The sequence below is a fragment of the Arthrobacter sp. NPDC080031 genome, from assembly GCF_040702485.1.
Classification (GTDB): Bacteria; Actinomycetota; Actinomycetes; order Actinomycetales; family Micrococcaceae; genus Arthrobacter.
Genome location: NZ_JBFBLA010000001.1, coordinates 35,049 through 50,886, shown reverse-complemented (window position 1 = coordinate 50,886; position 15,838 = coordinate 35,049). Strand labels below are relative to the sequence as shown.

Below are 15,838 nucleotides of genomic sequence, written 5' to 3'. Positions count from 1 at the left end.
CGTCCTTGACCCGACTGCCTCTACCTGCGTCGGCGGCCCGTCGGCGTTCTTCAAAGAAAAGTGCTTCAAGGATGAAGCCGAGAAAGGAAACAGTTATGCGTAAATCCATCCGCAGGCTTGGGGCGGTGGCTGTCATAGCCGCCCTCGGCCTGGGACTGGCCGGCTGTGCAGGCGCCAGCGGCAGTGCCGAAGGCAGTTCGTCAGCTTGCGTTCCCAGTGGCGGCAAGGCCCCACGGGCCGGTGGCCAAAAATACGTCGTCTATATGTCAGCGCTGAACATCGGCAACGCATGGCAGGAGGAGGCGGCAAACCTGGGCAACGCGGTCGCGCAGCTGAGCCCGTACAACAGCTGCGTCGAAGTCCGCAAGGAAATGACCCAGCCCGACCCCCAGGCCCAGATCTCCCAGATCCAGTCGATGGTGGCGGCTGGCGCGGACGCCATCGTCACATATCCGCTCTCACCAACCGCGATCAACTCAGCCTACAAGGACGCCTGCGGCCAGGGCGTGACGGTCGTCTCCTACGACGCGACAGTCACTGAACCCTGCGTCTACAACGTCTCCTACATCACTAGCATCCCTAAGGATGCAACCTCCCCGTTCATGGGCTACAACGCAATGACGGCGCTGACCAAGCTGATGGGCGGCAAGGGAAACATCTTCGTCTCCCACGGCGTGGTCGGGACGTCCACTGACAACGTGCATTACAACTCCGCCCGGGCAGCCTTGAAAAAGACCCCGGACGTGAAGATTCTCACCGAGTACGAAGGCAAATGGGACAGTGCCCAGCAGCAGAAGGAAACAGCTAAATCCCTCGGGTCTTTCCCGAATGTGGACGGGATATTCTGTGGCTACGGTGAGTCCGGTTGCGTGAAGGCCTTGAAGGCAGCCGGCAAGAAAATCCCCGTCAGCGGTGAAACGTCGCAGTACTTCCGCGAACAGCTGCTGGCAGGATGGCCGGGAGTCAGCATCGGCTCCCCGCCGGCCCAGGGTGGCATCGCCATGAAGGTCGCCCTGGCCGTACTGCTCCAGGGCCCGGACGGCATCCCGATGGACATCGAAGTGCCGTACAACATCGTCACCTCCGACAATGTCAAGGTGTGCGACAAGGACACCTACACAGAGGGATGCAACGTCTTCAAGCCAGGCACAGTGAGTGACGAGGAAACAGCCGACATCTTCAACGTGATGCTGCCAGAGTCCTCCCTCAGCGCCTCGAAGAGCGGCAGCCCCTCAGCTGGCATGAAGGCCACCCCCTTCACTGCGAAGGATCTTCAGAAACACGAGCAGGACCCCTCCCGCCGCTACGTCACACGGGAAGCGTGCTCCGACGGCTGGCAGAAGGCAACGCTGCCCGAAGGCGTTGAAGGGTGCTCCAAGCGCTGATCCCAAGCCGGGGAGAGGGAGGACCCTCTCTCCGGCTCTCGCAGGTAATCAGCAAGTAGGCAGAAACGGAGAAAACATGTCCGAAGACCAAATACACGTCGCCATAATGAACCTCCTCTGGCCGCTGCGCGGGCTCGAGCGCCAGGCTTTCAGCACCATCTTGACCCGTTTGCCGGCCAATTGTTCCCCCGTCATCTCCGCTCCTTTCGGGAAGTCCGCACCTTATCCGGGTTTTTATGGCGACGCGGAGATCACCTTTGAGTCCGCCGGGCAATTGGATTCTTTCGTTGCAGCACTGGACCCGCTGATGGAAGATGAGCAGAACGTTGAAAAGACGATCTCCTACCAGTCGACCGGGCCTAATACCAGGACTCTGATCGAGCGCTCCGGCGACGATTCACCCAACGGTGACCTCTTGGAGCGCAGGAGAAGTACCTTCTCTACCTGCGGCGAAGCGAGAGCGACCCCGAGGTATTCCGCGAGGCTGTCCGCGATGCCGCTGCGCTGCTTGCGCGGTCCCAGGATGTAGCCGAGGTCAGGTATCGGCTGCCGGACTGTTATGACAACGAAGGCGTCACACTGTCCGCGCCCAACGTGTCCAATTACGAGCCCGACGACCAGCAGATCCACGCCGCCGTCGAGGTGATATTCGCGGATCCCACAGCCCGCAGGCGTTATGCAGCCGCTGAAATCAGCGCCAAGGTCGGGAACATTCTCGAAAGAAGCTCCCGGGACCTTTACTCCACCCGTGTTATTCGCACCCACACTGTCTACAACCACGGCCGGATAACGGTGTCCGGCTTGAGGACACCACTCATGGCCGCTCAAATCGCAGCACTGGGGGCGACCAACCAGACCAGCGATGCCGTCGAACGGCTGCTGGTGGGAGCCCACCCGACAGACCACGGCGCAGCTTTAGTTACGCGGTCCTAGCGACCGCCGCATCGGGTAGAGCTTGGGCCCGACGGTCCACGGGAGTTCACCGGGCGCGATAACGTAGTAGGCCGTCAAACGAGGGAGGAATAGGGTTTGGGCGGCTTGCCCAAACCCTCTTCCTCCCTAAGAAGCCATCGCTCGGACTGCAATGATTGGTTTGAGTTGCTTTTCCGCAGACCCAGGCAACATTGTCGCGGTTTTGCAGGGTCTACATCAGTGTCGGGAACAAAACAGGGCACCCCCGATCATGTAACCGGGGGTGCCCTGAGTACTTTAGACCATGCAGTTCATCGAGGCTGAACATTAGGGCCACTACACTGTCATTGAGGTTGCTGCGGAGGGGCGATGGGCTGCGGGACAGACTTCAACGGCGTGCAGAGTTCAGCGGAATACACTGCCCCCAGCAGTTTGTCGCCCCGCTTCTCTCTCCAGGACCGGTCGTTATGGCCGGACCAAAGCGAGGACAACAGTTCAGGTCCGGGGATTCCGATGGGGCCGTGAGTGTCCGCCGGACCGCACCTGACTGCACAGAAGAACACGTCCTGGCCGACTTGGGGTCGGCGGGTGATTTCTCGAGAGCCGAGCAGAAATTGAGGAGGCATTCGAACTCCCGCCGTCCTTAGTTCTACGTAGCCCTTGCGTTGATGACGTCTTCGATGTTCAAGGCCGTCGCGATGTGTGCAAGTGCCGAGACGTTTGTGAGTTGTGCTCCAAGGAGTTCTTCTATGCGACGGCGCCTTTGGTCGACTGTGTTTTTGTGGATGAACATCTGTTCGGCGGTTGACTTGGCGTTGAGATCGTTCTTGACCAGGGCCGCGAGAGTAGGCAGTAGTGAGGTGCCTTGGCTGTTGTCGTAAGCGCGCAGCGGTCCCAGGGCCTGCTCGCAGTATCGTTCCAGGCGCTGAGTATCTGGTATCTGGAGGAAAAGGCCCGCCATTCCCAGATCGGAGAGGACAATCGTGCGGATGGGGAGGCCGCGGATCCCTGCGAGTTCGACTGCTCCTCGGGCGATGGCGAATATTTCCGGATAATCGGCAGGATTGTTGACCGGCCCGGTAATCACAGTCGTCGCCGAAGCGGCGGCAGAGGTGTTGCCGGTCAGGCTCCGTCGGATGTCGTCGCTTACTGCCCGGGCGCTTTCCAGGGGCTCGCTCGCCAGAGGCCAAAGGGCCACCACATAGCCCTCATGCATCCCCAACAGGGGCTTGGGCGTGGCGTTTTCGCTGAGCCGCATGAAAGTCGAGGCAAGCCGGTACTGCAGCGGTCCATCATTGCTGCTTTCGTACCGGGCGACGATAACGGCGTGCGGTTGGGACAGGTCGTGTCCGAGGCTTGCGGCCTGGTGGATGAGGGCGGTTGAGCCGCGGACTGCCCCGCTCAGGAGTCCGGAGAGGATCTCGCCGGAATGGCGCCACGCGGCTTCAGCGGCCGTTCGGGTCCTCAGGAGTTCCAGGGCCATGACCGTCGCCGCGTGCTCTATGGTCCGGCGATCCAGCGGTGTCAGGGACTCCAGACCCCCGGTGGTCCATATCCAGGCAACGATTTCGTCCTTGATCATGACCGGTTCCCGGAGAACGGGGATGGGGGTCCCGTCGCTGGACAGCACCTGGGTTTGCGCGAGTGCGGGAAATTGCGCTCCCTTCGCCGCTGGCTCAGCGTGCTGGTAGTTCATTTCTCGGGTCAGGACGTCGGGGAGGGCGTCCTGGTCGAACGGTGCGTTGCACAAGAGTGCGCCGTTTCTGCCTCGAACGGTCACCGGGCGAGAGATGAGCTCCGCGAGGGCGGCTGCGACGGCAGGAACACCTCCTCCCTCCAAGGCGAGGGCTGTGAGGCGTTCATGCACTTCAGCTCCTTGGCGCTGAAGATCGTATTGTTCCTCGAGGGTGGCGTTCGTGACGTTCAGGTGCTCAATTGTTCGTGCCTGGTCAGACTTCAGTCTCGCGGTTGTGATGGCGATGGCGGCTTGGTCCGCCAGCATGGTCAGAAGAGACTCCTCTTCCTTGGTGAAGCTGTGCGCACTTCTTGTGTAGCAGTTGAGCGTTCCCAACGTTTCGCTTGCCGTGTTCAGCGGCACAGCGATCATGGAAACGAATCCCTGGTCCTGGGCTACCCCGCCCCACGGGCCGAACGAAGGGTTGGTTGCAATGTCTGATACCTGTACCGCGACGCCGAGTGTGAAAGCCTGGCTTGAAGGGGCGGGGTTTGAGACGCCATGAAGGCGGATTGGGTGCGTAGCGTTGACGTCCCGGATGTACTCCTCGGACAGGCCGTGGGAGCCCTGGATCAACAGTGCGCGGTTTTCCGGGTCTGGAAGCGTGATGGCGCAGAAGTCGTAGGCCATGAGTCTGCAGGCAGCTTCGGCGATGATGTTTAGCAGGGCATCCAGTGAATCGCCCTGATTGACCGCGGACCCAATGTCGGCCACTGCCCGCAGCCATCCCTGCAGCTGCTCGGCCATTTGATGAGGTCTCACTTTCACTCTTACATTTTTCCATAACATGTCCCGGATGAAATTGGATCCGGCGTAGAGACTTTTCAGGGCGCCGGACAATGACACCTGCCGTGTAACGGGCACCGACTCAAAACAGCACCCCTTCTTGTGTTCCGGTTCTTGTGTTCCCGGCATATAGGTGTTGGCCATGGGTTTGCCACCAGACTAAGTGAGGCGGTCCTTGGGGGCGCCGGGAATAGGAGCTGCCCTGCGGGCTGGTGTTCGCGATTCTCTGGCGTTGTGGGTATGGACAATGCCAACATCGCCTAACTTCCGCCGAAACCGTGCGCAGCACTCGGGGGTTCGTCTCGCAGAGCCGGTCGGCCGCCGCCGCGCTGTGCAGGCGCCACGATTTCCGCCTCCAGTCTGGACCTTAGGCTGCGGCGTCCGAACATTCCTCAGCTCCTTTCTCCTGATTGGGCATGGGCAGACCCTGCCACGATCTGCTGACGAGCGGTGGCCACGGCTGCCAAGTCCTGCGTTGGCTTAGCTGTCGTTCGTCGGGTCGGCGATACCGATGTACTGCGTGTACAGGTATTCCTCGATTCCTTCAAGACCGCCTTCGCGGCCAAGCCCGGATTGTTTGACACCGCCGAACGGTGCTGCGGCGTTGGAGATGACGCCGGCGTTCAGGCCGAGCATGCCCGTTTCAAGTTTCTCGCCCATGCGAAGTCCCCGGCTCAGATCCGTCGTGAAGACGTAGGCCACCAACCCGTACTCACTGTTGTTGGCCAGCCGAACGGCGTCCGCTTCCGTGGAAAACGTCACGATCGGAGCGACAGGACCAAAAATCTCTTCGGCCAGGATGCGGGATCCTTCGGCAACGCCGGTAAGAATCGTCGGACTGTAAAAGTAACCCGGCCCGTCCACGGGAGAGCCACCAATAATTGCTTCCGCACCGGCCGCCACGGCGTCAGTCACCAGGCTGTGCACCTTATCCCGACTCTTGACATCGATCAGCGGCCCCACGGTGGAGCCGTCTTCGGTGCCCCTTGCGATGGTCATGCCGGACATTTTGCTTGCAAATCTCCGGGCGAATTCGTCAGCAACTGCTTCGTGTACAATGAAGCGGTTCGCTGCGGTGCACGCCTCGCCCATATTCCTGAGTTTGGCCTTCATCGCGCCGTCGACGGCGGCGTCCAGGTCGGCATCGTCGAAGACAATGAAGGGGGCGTTGCCGCCCAGTTCCATGGAGGTGCGCAGTACGGTCCCTGATGCGGCTGACAGGAGCTGGCGGCCGATTTCCGTGGATCCGGTGAAGGACAGTTTCCTCAGCCGCGGGTCCCGAATCAGGGGACCGGTTGTAGCGCCTGCGCTTGAGGACGAAATTACGTTAAGCACACCGGCTGGCAAACCCGCTTCCTGCATGACGGCAGCGAAAAGCATTGATGTCAGGGGAGTGAGCTTCGCGGGTTTGAGGATCATCGTGCAGCCGGCAGCTACCGCAGGGGCGATCTTTCGTGTGGCCATGGCGAGCGGGAAGTTCCACGGCGTAATCAGCAGGCAGGGCCCGACGGGCTTTTTCTGCACCAGCAGCCGTGATTTGCCGTCGGGCGCGATTGAGTAGCGGCCGAAGGCGCGGACAGCTTCTTCTGAGAACCAGCGGAGGAACTCGGCAGCATAGGTGACTTCTCCCCGGGCTTCGGCCAGGGGTTTGCCCATCTCAAGGGTCATCAGCAGCGCGAAGTCTTCGGTGCGTTCGGTGACCAGCTCGAAGGCGCGGCGCAGGATTTCGCCGCGGTCGCGCGGCGGGACTGCGGCCCAGCTTTCCTGGGCGTCGGCGGCTGCGTTCAACGCAGCCATGCCGTCCTCGGCAGTTGCGTCGGCCACGGACATGAGGACCTTGCCGGTGGACGGGTCTTCGACGTCGAAGATCCTTGCGGATGCTGCGGGACGCCAGTGCCCGTTGATCAGAAGTCCTGTCGGCACGGAGTCAAGTACTCGTTGTTCTCGCTCAGGGGAGATGCTCATGGATGTAGTTCCGTTCGTAGTGGTTGGGGTCCCGGTTCAGTAGGCCTTGGTTCTTTGGTCAACGATCAGGTGGATGAGGGCGAACGTTTTGCGCTCACTGATGGCTGCCAGGGCGGCGTCCACGGCAGTGGGGACGTCGCTGTCCCGGGTGACGCTGATACCGAATCCGCCGAATGCTTCTGCCATGAGGGCAAAGTCAGGGTTCTGCAGCTGCGTCCCGGAGATCCTTGAAGGGTAGTGTTTTTCCTGATGTGTGCGGATGGTCCCGTACTCCTGGTTGTCCATCACGATGACCAGTGGAGTGGCGCCATACTGAGTGGCCGTGGCAAGTTCCTGGCCGTTCATGAGGAATTCCCCGTCCCCGGCGATAGTGACGACGAGTCTGCCGGGGAACGCAAGTGATGCGGCGACGCCGGCCGGTACGGAGTAGCCCATGGATCCGTTCCTCGCGCTGATCATTGACGCGTACGATTCCGTGGGGAAGTAGCGGTGGGCCCAGTTGGTGTGTTCGCCGGCGCCGAAGGTCACCATGGCGTCCTTGGGCAGTTTCCTGACCAGGTTGGCCATGAGGGTATCCATCCTGGCCTTTCCGGCTGCGGGTACGGCGCTTGGGAGTTTAGCGAAAGCCTCCTGCTCGGCCCGCATTCGCTCCGTCCAAGCCTGCCATTCCGGTTTGGCAGGGAGACTGAGGGCGGCAAGATCGCGAACAAAGGCGTCGGGTTTGGCTACGATCTGGTGGGTCACGGGACCGGAACGGCCGCGCAATGACGGGTCGATCGTGACTAGGAAGTTCTTTCTGCTCCAGTCCTGGCGGTAGAGGAAACCATCAGTGATGACATCTCCGGGCACCGTGCCGACGAAGATCAGCAGGTCTGTTTCCTCGAGGAGGTCATATGTGGGCCGGGGGCGTCCATAGCCGATCGGTCCGACATAGGACGGTGAGCTGAAGGGAACGGTGCCTTCGGTCCGCCATTCGGCGGCGGCAGGGATGTGGTGGCGTTCCAGCCAACGGGTGAGCCCTTCGGCTCCGGATACTGACCAGTCGTTTCCGCCGGTCACGAACAGCGGCTTGGTGGACGCTTCCAAAGCCGTTGTCAGGGCGGCAATGTCCGTTCCCGTCATGCCGCCGCCTGCGACGGGAATAGGAGGGTGTAGCTCGTTCGGAACCAACTGCTGGATGACATCCTCCGGCAGCCCGACGACGACCGGTCCGGGCCTGCCGCTCATGGCTGCGAACATCGCCTCGGCGACCAGTTCGGAGGCCCGTTCTGCGTGGTCGAGCACCATGACCCGCTTGGCGCCGGTGTCGAACCAGGCCTTGATGTCGAACTCCTGAAAAGCTTCGCGGTCGCGGTGGGCGAAAGGGATTAGACCGACGAAGAGAACCATGGGCGTGGAATCCTGCCAGGCGGTATGTAGGCCGACGTGGGCGTTGGCGGCGCCGGGTCCGCGGGTCACCATGGCGACACCCGGTGTCTGGTTCATCTTGCCGTCGGCTTCGGCCATGTAGCTGGCACCGCCTTCGTGGCGGCAAACAATGGTCTCAATGTCGGACGCGTGAAGTCCATCCAGGACGTCCAGGAAGCTCTCTCCGGGAACGATGTGAACCCTCGTTACTCCGTGGGCCCGCAGGCTGTCGACAATGACGTGACCGGCGCTTTTGGAAGGGGAAGCTGGGTGATGGGACCGGATGCTGGGTTCGGCGGTCGTTTGGGTCATCGTCTTGGAAATGCTTTCTGTTGTCAGAACCTGGTCATGTAGGCCCTGTGGTCGGTGGTTTCCTCGGTCTCACCCGGACCGTGGTCCGGAAGATCCGGTTCGGGCAGGGGCGGGGAGGAAGTTGAGGAGCTGTTGCCGGGCTGACGGAAAAGGCCCCGGGCTATCACTGAGAAAGCGATGCCAGGGGCCTTCCGCCCGCGTTGCTACCGTTCGGTCAGCGGCAGGGGTTCGTTGTCGGAGTTCAGGTGTTCGACGGTGGTGAAAACAATTTCGTTGTCGCCCACATTCTCTATGTCGTGCAGCAGGTACTCACCAGGGCCGAAGTGGAAGTGGCGGGTTTCTCCTGCCTGGTAGGACACTTCACGGGTGGTGCCGTCAAAGGTGTGCTGGCGGCTTCGGCCAGCGTTGATGGCGGTCCAGAAATAGTCCAGAACGTGCCGGTGTGCGTGCCACCGCTCGCCAGGGGCGAGCCGGATTTCCCAGACTCGGACCCGGTCGTTTTCGCTGAGTAGCCTTGAACCGACGGCACCATCGAAGGCGTGCTCTTCGAATTCGCGGCGAAGCTCGTCGGACCAGCCTTCGAAGTTGGTGCCGACAAGGTCGCCAGCGAGGGGAAGGTCGGAGAGGAATCGTGTCTCGGTCATGCGCTCAGCACCACTTTCAGGGCGTCGGTATCGGCTGCGTTCTTGAAAATTTCGTAACCCTTCTCCATGTCCGAGAGCTTCAGACGGTGGGTGATCAGGGCCGTGGGGTCGAAGGTTCCGGCGGCGATGGCCTTCATCAGGGCGGGCACGCTCAGCGCGGACGGGATGCCCGTGGTGAGGGTGATTTGTTTGGCCCAGAGCGATTCCAAGTGGATGGTCGCCGGTTCCTCATGGACGCCGATGTTGGCGATGTGCCCGCCGGGACGGACCAGGGAGGCTGCCAGTTCGAAGGGCTTGGGGAAGCCCGCCGCTTCGATCGTTACGTCCGCGCCTAGGCCGCCGGTCAGCTCTGCCACCAGGTCATGTGCCTCCTCCGGGCCGACTGCGTGGGTTGCGCCGAGCTGGAGTGCCTTCTGACGCCGGCTCTCGACAAGGTCGACCACGACGATATTCGCCGGGGAGTACAGCTTGGAGGTCAGGACCGTAGAGAGACCCACCGGGCCTGCTCCGACGATGACGATGGTGTCACCGGGGGTCACCTGCCCGCGGAGGACACCGACCTCGTACCCGGTTGCCAGGATGTCGGTCAGGAAGATGACCTGCTCATCACCGAGCTCGTCCGGGATCTTGTACACGCTGTTCTGCGCGAACGGGATCCTGCCGTATTCGGCCTGGAGGCCGTCGACCAGGTGCCCGAGGGCCCATCCGCCCGTGGTCAGGCACTGACCATACATGCCGACGGTGCAGAACCGGCAGAAACCGCAGGCTGACACGCAGGTGGCAAGGATGCGGTCGCCGGGCTTGACGTTGTGGACTGCTGAGCCGACCTCTTCAACAACGCCGACGCCTTCGTGGCCGAGGACGGTCCCGAACGGGGTGTCGGGCACGCCGCCTTTCAGGATGTGGGTATCGGAACCGCAGATGGTGGTTGCGGTGACCTTTAGGATGAGGTCGGTGTCGTTCTGGATTTTCGGGTCAGGGTGGTTGCGCCACTCGATCTTTCCGGGTCCGTCATAAACGAGAGCCTTCATGGCTTTCCTTTCAGGGTTGTGGTGGTAACCGTGCCGCGTCACTGCGGCACGGGAGCGTGCTGTATTACTGTCCGGGGCCGTAGAGGCCGAACCGGAGGTCTGGGTCGCCTGGCGTCCAGGTGTTATGGAACTGGGAGCGTGCACCCATGCTGGTCACCCGATCGATGAGGTTGTTGCCGAGCTGCAGCTGTCCGGGTTCCCACTTGGCCAGGGCCGTGACGATGTTGTCGTTCTCGCCCAGGGCCGCAGCAAGGGCCCAGGCGTCCGCGGCGGCTTTGGCGGCGGCCGCTGCTGCGTGCGGGCGGGCCGCGAAAGCGGCATCGCCGATCAGTGCAACGCGGCCCTCGACCATGCGGGGGGTGCGGACATCGAGGACAGGCTGAATGTAGGGCTCTGCGGTGAGGTTGACGAGTTCCGCGGCTGCAGGCGCCAGCAGTTCCTTGGCAGCGGCCTTCATTTCCGTGATGTAGCGGTCCTGGACCTGGCCGGGGTGAACGGAGACGGGGCCCGTGAACCCGCGCTTGTCGGTCAAGATCTCGTCGAGTTCCGGGCCTTCGGCGACGTTGCGGTACCAGACGTAGTTAAGCAGCCGCTTTCCTACCTCGAAGCCGTTGTCCGGGCCGGGGATCGGGTACATGCAGATCTGCGTGTTCGGCCCAATCGAGTAGGTCAGCGAGCTTCCGAGCAGCTCAGCCGTTTCGGGGGAGACGTCACTTTCCAGGACGGTGCCTCGCCAGCCGATGTAACCCGAGTAGGACAGCCCGGCTTCCGGGTAGAGGCGCCTGCGTCCGATCGAGGTGATGCCGTCGGCGAAGATGACCATGTCGGCGTGTTCGGTCCGGCCGCTGACGAAGCGGACGTCAACACCGTCGGCGTCCTGGTCGAATCCAACGGCGTATTCGCCCAGCACGTACTTCTCCCGACCGAAGTCCGAAAGGAGGGAGCTGTACATGACGCTCCACGAGCTGTAGTGCCATTCAGCCTTCTCTTCAAAGAGGACCTTGTTGCCTTCTCCGATGTACCGGAGGAACTGAGTCGACGTGCTCACGGCTTCGGGGGTGATGCTGCTTCGCTCGCGGAACCAGCGCAGGGTGTCGGGCTGAAGAACAATGCCACCGCCCCGGTTGCTTAGTTCGGTGGGCGTCCGTTCGAAGATCGAGACGTCGAAGCCCAAGTCCTTAAGAAGCAGGCCGGCGGTGAGTCCGCCAATGGACCCGCCCAGGACCAAGGCCCGCTTGCCAGTGTGGGTAGTCATCTGAAATAGCTCCTTTGCCAATTTGCTGCGTCATCGGTGACCGCAATCACTACATCCAGTGTGCTGCGCGCAACACCGGGGGCAAAGGTGCCCGGAACCATAAAGACCGCTAGTCAGATGTATATATGCACATAGTCGATTACGTAATGCGGTGGGGCGATGAAACTGGCTAACTCCCGGCTTCAGGAGAGGACAACCCGTCCCAGGTACCACTCGATCTGGTCGCGGCTATGCCTCAGTAATTCGATCCGGGCCTGGAGGTTGGCAATTTCCCCACGCAGCAAATGCTCCATTTCGCTATTTGCCTGCGGCGGAAGTTCAGCCTCCGGACCTTGGACGCAGGGCAGCAGCACGCGGATCAGGCGTGTCGGGAGTCCGGCGTCGAGCAGTCCGCGGATCTGCTGGACGAGTTCGAGCGATTCGGGCGCGTATTCGCGATAGTTGTTGGAGGTCCGGGTGGAGTGGAGTAGGTCCTGTTCTTCGTAATAACTGAGCTGGCGGGTACTAACACCCGACTTGGCTGCGAGTTCTCCGATGCGAATGTGACCAACCTTTCATCTGACGAGCTTGACCTTAACGTCAATGTCAGACTTTACGCTGGTATGCATGATTGAATCAACAACCATCGATGTTCAAGTCGCAAATCCCCGTCCTTGGTCAGAGCATCCCGGGCTTACGCATGCCCACCGTCCGGATGGTATGACCATTGGCGTCATCACACCTCTGGAAGGATTCGACGGCCCTGTGCCGGGAATAGACAACCACATTGGCCTGATCCAGCAGGCCGAACGCGCCGGGTTCTCAAGCGTGTGGGTGCGGGACGTTCCCCTCCTGGACCCCAGTTTCGGGGATACTGGGCAGGTATTCGACACGTGGTCTTACCTGGGCTATCTCGCAGCAACGACGGAGCGCATCAGCCTTGGCACCGCCAGCGTTGTACTTCCGCTCCGCCATCCCTTGGACACCGCGAAGGCAGCGTCCAGTATTGACCATTTGTCCGGTGGGCGGTTGCTGCTGGGCGTGGCGACGGGGGACCGGGCAGTGGAATTTCCGGCCTACGGCGTAGGCTATGAAAGCCGCGGCGAACGGTTCAAGGAATCCCTGTCGTGCTGCGCCAAGTGACCGAGAACCGTTTCCCCAATCTGGATTCCACGCTGGGGAGCATGAGCGGAACGGATCTTCTTCCGAAGCCCACCTATGGGCGGCTCCCGGTGTTCATGACCGGCGGCGGCCGGCAGGAGATGGAATGGATCGCACAAAATGTCGACGGCTGCCTCTTCTATACCTTGCCCTTGGAGCAGCAGGACCTCAACATCCAGCGTTGGTGCCGGCTGACAGCGCAGCGCGGCGAACCCGGATACAAGCCCTTCAACCAGGCGACCTACATTGACTTGTCCGAAAACCCCAATGCCATGACACGAGCCATCCACCAAGGGCTCTCCTTGGGACGGGAACCCCTGCTGCAGTACCTCAAGGCCTGGGAGAAGGTGGGCGTCGACCAGCTCATGATCAACTTCAAGCACAGCCGTCGGCCAGTAGGCGACGTAATGGCGGAATTCGCGGAGCACATCCTCCCGCATTTCCCCGCCGGCAGCCGCGCTACCGAGGTCAAATAGCATGGCGGCCTTCCCAAACGATGTGGAGTCGACGGCAGCCGACTACTCCGCCGTTTCATTGCTATTCTCTGCGGTACACACTGCGATGGAGTCTGGCGAAACTCACGTCGTTGAGGACGCCTTTCTTCCGCACACGCAGGCAGCAATTAGTCAACTCGGAAGCGCCAGTGGCGCCAACGGGGTTGCATCCTTGCTTCAGCACATGGCTTTTCCCGGAAAGCTGGTCAGGTACAGGATCGTCAATCCGTACATTGCCATTGATAATGACCGGGCATCGCAAAGCGCGTATCTGTTGGGGACCGTAGGGACGGAGGCAACCAACGGGGGCATAGACGCGTTCCTCTTTGGGGGCCACTACGTCGCCACGTACCAACAGACCGCAGCCGGCTGGAGGATTGCCGACCTCAGGTTCCAGCTTGACTGGAACCATGGCGACCGGCGCCACGTCTCGGGCTGGACACTCGACAAGGGGCCAGGGCGGACAAATCCCAGCCCGGTGATCGTCAGCGAACTGGACGCCCCCTGGCGGGCCACACGGCAGCCGCAACCGGGCAAAACCGAGGCGCAGCTTGTCGCCGAAGTATGCATCCGGTACGCCTGGGGGCTTGACCAAGCCGACTTCAGCCTGCTTGCAACCGCATTTACCGATAATGCAGTAGCCGAGATGGTGCCCTTTGGGCCGATGTCCGGCCGACGCGAAATCGTTGGCAGACTCAAGGACCTTCGAAACGGCCAGCCGTACATGCAGCACGCTGCATCGGATTTCGTGGTGAATGTCCGGGGCGACCGTGCAACCATGCAGATCCACCGCATCGTGCCCTTCATGCCCACGATGGAGACGCTGGACGCGCCCATCTTCGGTGCCCGCTACGAAGGCCGTCTTAGGTTGGAGGACGGTGTGTGGAAGTTCGAATGGCTGCAGTATTTTCCTGGCTGGATCAGCCTTGCCGAGGCAGGCGAGGGGGACAGACGATGACTGTCCGGACCATTGCCGGTGCCAAGGTCACGGTTGACTCCCTGAAGCGTGCCGCAGGCACTTTTCCAACCGGCGTCGTCATTGTAGCGGCGAACACCGCGGACGGGCCTGCGGGCCTGACCTTGCAGTCTTTCGTGTCGCTGTCGCTCGACCCGCCATTGGTTCACTTGTCCGTCTCTTCGACGTCGGGCAGTTGGCAGGCCATCAAGAGCGCCAGTGGTTTCGCCGTCAGCGTCCTAGCTGAGGACCAAGCAGATTTGGCCCTGAACTTCGGCAAAAGGAACTCCGACAAATTTGCCGGTATGAAGCTCACTCGGGAATCGACATCAAAGCACCCGAAGATCGAAGGGGCCGTTGCCTGGTTCGACTGCGTGATAGTAGCTGTCTACCCGGGCGGGGACCACGACATCGTGGTGGCCTCGGTCCTCAACGCTGAGATGCCGGAAGCAAGCCGCGAACCACTGGTCTTCCACCGCAGCGGGTTTTGGCGAATCGAGCCTGCCGTAGGGGCTGCAGTTGGCGCACGAGGAGACCACGGCAGTTGTCCCCAGAAGCGTGTGGGACAAAGGAAAGACCCATGGGGAAAGGAACATCGGTGAAAGCGCTCATCATCGGAGGATCCGTCGCCGGACTCGCGGCAGCCCACGAGCTGCGGGCGGCCGGAGTGGAGTCCGAGGTCTTCGAACGATCATCAGGCACGATGCAGACCCGGGGTGCCGGAGTGGTGATGCAACCGGAGGTCGAGGCATTGTTGCGCGGACTTGGCTTCACCGCGGAGTCAGTGAGCGTAGAACTCTTCGAACGTCAACAGCTGCACCGTACAGGCGAGGCAACGGGTTACGCCGCGCCCCAACTCATGACATCGTGGGACACCCTCTACCGCACTCTCCGGGACTCCCTCCCCGCCGACAGCTACCGGCTCAACAGCACCCTGCACCAACTCCGCACTGACGGGAACCAGATTCGGGCGGAGTTTGCCGACGGATCTTCAGCTGTGGGCGACTTCGTCGTGGGCGCGGACGGGATCGGCTCGGCAACGCGCAAACTGGTAAATCCGGAAGCCCGGGAAACCGTTTATGCCGGATACGTGGCATGGCGAGGGCTGGAACCCGAAGCCATGCTGCCCCAGGATTTGGTAGACCTGCTTTCGGGACGCTTCACGTTCTATGGGGCCAATGGCCTGCAGTTCCTCAGCTATCTGGTTCCAGGGCCCAACGGAGAATTGACCCAAGGCAAGCGGCGGGTCAACTGGGTCTGGTACATGAACGTACCTGAACAGAACCTTCGACACCTGCTGAAAGGGAAGAGCGGCAGGCAATACACCACGTTCCTGCCGCCCGGCGAGCTGGACGGTGACAGTGGAATCCAGTTGGCCGCCGTGGCCCGCTCTATGCTGCCTCCGCAACTGGGGGATCTGGTTCAAAGATTGAACGTCTTCATGCAACCCATCTTTGATCTCCCCGCTACCAGAATGAGCACGGGGCGCACTGCCCTGATAGGTGACGCGGCGGGAACCGTTCGACCACACACCGCGTCAGGAACATCCAAAGCCTTCGGAGATGCCCGCGGCCTAGCCATTGAACTACAACGATTCATGTCAGCGAGACCTTCGAGCCTGCAGGACAGGCTGGGCGATTGGGAACGCAACCGACATGAGCACTTGGGTCGACTTTCCGATGTCGGCATCGAACTTGCGCGCAGGTCATCGCTTGGGACGACGATCGGGAGCCAATATCTGACCGAACCGCAAAGCCTCCCCGAATAATCAGACCAACCCGCCAGCACAGGCACGTCCCTCAGTCGAGCTCGTCCCT

General features: G+C 61.5%; 15 protein-coding genes. 8 read left to right on the top strand and 7 right to left on the bottom strand.

Annotated features, from left to right (window positions below; translation table 11 throughout):
• The first annotated feature begins 95 nt into the window (after window positions 1-95).
• The 3 genes from AB0323_RS00245 (at window position 96) to AB0323_RS00235 (ending at window position 2,318) form a co-directional block, all read left to right on the top strand.
• Window positions 96-1,385 carry a substrate-binding domain-containing protein gene (locus tag AB0323_RS00245; RefSeq protein ID WP_366175615.1) on the top strand — a complete coding sequence of 430 codons (1,290 nt, stop codon included), beginning with the start codon at window positions 96-98 and terminating at the stop codon, window positions 1,383-1,385.
• 76 nt (window positions 1,386-1,461) lie between these two features.
• Window positions 1,462-1,914, top strand: a complete 453-nt coding sequence (locus AB0323_RS00240) for a hypothetical protein (protein ID WP_366175614.1) — start codon at window positions 1,462-1,464, stop codon at window positions 1,912-1,914.
• Between the two features lie 65 nt (window positions 1,915-1,979).
• On the top strand, window positions 1,980-2,318 hold the full coding sequence (locus AB0323_RS00235; protein ID WP_366175613.1) for a hypothetical protein: 339 nt from the start codon (window positions 1,980-1,982) through the stop codon (window positions 2,316-2,318).
• Window positions 2,319-2,946: 628 nt separating this feature from the next.
• On the opposite strand, the gene AB0323_RS00230 is transcribed toward AB0323_RS00235, so the two are convergent.
• The 7 genes from AB0323_RS00230 to AB0323_RS00200 all read right to left on the bottom strand — a co-directional run bounded on the left by AB0323_RS00230 (window position 2,947) and on the right by AB0323_RS00200 (window position 11,968).
• Window positions 2,947-4,794 (bottom strand): GAF domain-containing protein, encoded by a 1,848-nt coding sequence (locus AB0323_RS00230; protein WP_366175612.1) that lies wholly within the window; start codon window positions 4,792-4,794, stop codon window positions 2,947-2,949.
• Window positions 4,795-5,298: 504 nt separating this feature from the next.
• A complete protein-coding gene (locus AB0323_RS00225; RefSeq protein ID WP_366175611.1) occupies window positions 5,299-6,783 on the bottom strand; it encodes an NAD-dependent succinate-semialdehyde dehydrogenase in 1,485 nt (494 codons plus the stop codon).
• A gap of 36 nt (window positions 6,784-6,819) precedes the next feature.
• Window positions 6,820-8,502, bottom strand: a complete 1,683-nt coding sequence (locus AB0323_RS00220) for a thiamine pyrophosphate-dependent enzyme (protein ID WP_366175610.1) — start codon at window positions 8,500-8,502, stop codon at window positions 6,820-6,822.
• 203 nt (window positions 8,503-8,705) lie between these two features.
• Window positions 8,706-9,146 (bottom strand): hypothetical protein, encoded by a 441-nt coding sequence (locus tag AB0323_RS00215; protein ID WP_366175609.1) that lies wholly within the window; start codon window positions 9,144-9,146, stop codon window positions 8,706-8,708.
• Window positions 9,143-10,177 (bottom strand): alcohol dehydrogenase catalytic domain-containing protein, encoded by a 1,035-nt coding sequence (locus tag AB0323_RS00210; RefSeq protein WP_366175608.1) that lies wholly within the window; start codon window positions 10,175-10,177, stop codon window positions 9,143-9,145. The genes AB0323_RS00215 and AB0323_RS00210 overlap by 4 nt, the downstream gene beginning before the upstream one ends.
• Before the next feature lie 64 nt (window positions 10,178-10,241).
• Window positions 10,242-11,432, bottom strand: a complete 1,191-nt coding sequence (locus AB0323_RS00205) for a hypothetical protein (RefSeq protein ID WP_366175607.1) — start codon at window positions 11,430-11,432, stop codon at window positions 10,242-10,244.
• A gap of 182 nt (window positions 11,433-11,614) precedes the next feature.
• Window positions 11,615-11,968, bottom strand: coding sequence for a MerR family transcriptional regulator (locus AB0323_RS00200; protein ID WP_366175855.1), 354 nt, complete (start codon window positions 11,966-11,968; stop codon window positions 11,615-11,617).
• 70 nt (window positions 11,969-12,038) lie between these two features.
• Between AB0323_RS00200 and AB0323_RS00195 the strand changes: the two genes are divergently transcribed.
• The 5 genes from AB0323_RS00195 to AB0323_RS00175 are packed head-to-tail and all read left to right on the top strand — an operon-like array spanning window position 12,039 to window position 15,789.
• Entirely contained in the window at window positions 12,039-12,554 is a 516-nt protein-coding gene (locus AB0323_RS00195; protein WP_366175606.1) for an LLM class flavin-dependent oxidoreductase, read from the top strand.
• Window positions 12,539-13,048 carry a hypothetical protein gene (locus AB0323_RS00190; RefSeq protein WP_366175605.1) on the top strand — a complete coding sequence of 170 codons (510 nt, stop codon included), beginning with the start codon at window positions 12,539-12,541 and terminating at the stop codon, window positions 13,046-13,048. The genes AB0323_RS00195 and AB0323_RS00190 overlap by 16 nt, the downstream gene beginning before the upstream one ends.
• 1 nt (window position 13,049) lies before the next feature.
• Window positions 13,050-14,024: a nuclear transport factor 2 family protein gene (locus AB0323_RS00185; RefSeq protein ID WP_366175604.1), complete on the top strand. Its 975-nt coding sequence runs from the start codon at window positions 13,050-13,052 to the stop codon at window positions 14,022-14,024.
• The gene (locus tag AB0323_RS00180; RefSeq protein ID WP_366175603.1) at window positions 14,021-14,623 is read left to right on the top strand and encodes a flavin reductase family protein; all 603 of its coding nucleotides are present in this window, start codon (window positions 14,021-14,023) and stop codon (window positions 14,621-14,623) included. The genes AB0323_RS00185 and AB0323_RS00180 overlap by 4 nt, the downstream gene beginning before the upstream one ends.
• Window positions 14,602-15,789: an FAD-dependent monooxygenase gene (locus AB0323_RS00175; RefSeq protein WP_366175602.1), complete on the top strand. Its 1,188-nt coding sequence runs from the start codon at window positions 14,602-14,604 to the stop codon at window positions 15,787-15,789. The genes AB0323_RS00180 and AB0323_RS00175 overlap by 22 nt, the downstream gene beginning before the upstream one ends.
• Window positions 15,790-15,838 lie beyond the last annotated feature (49 nt).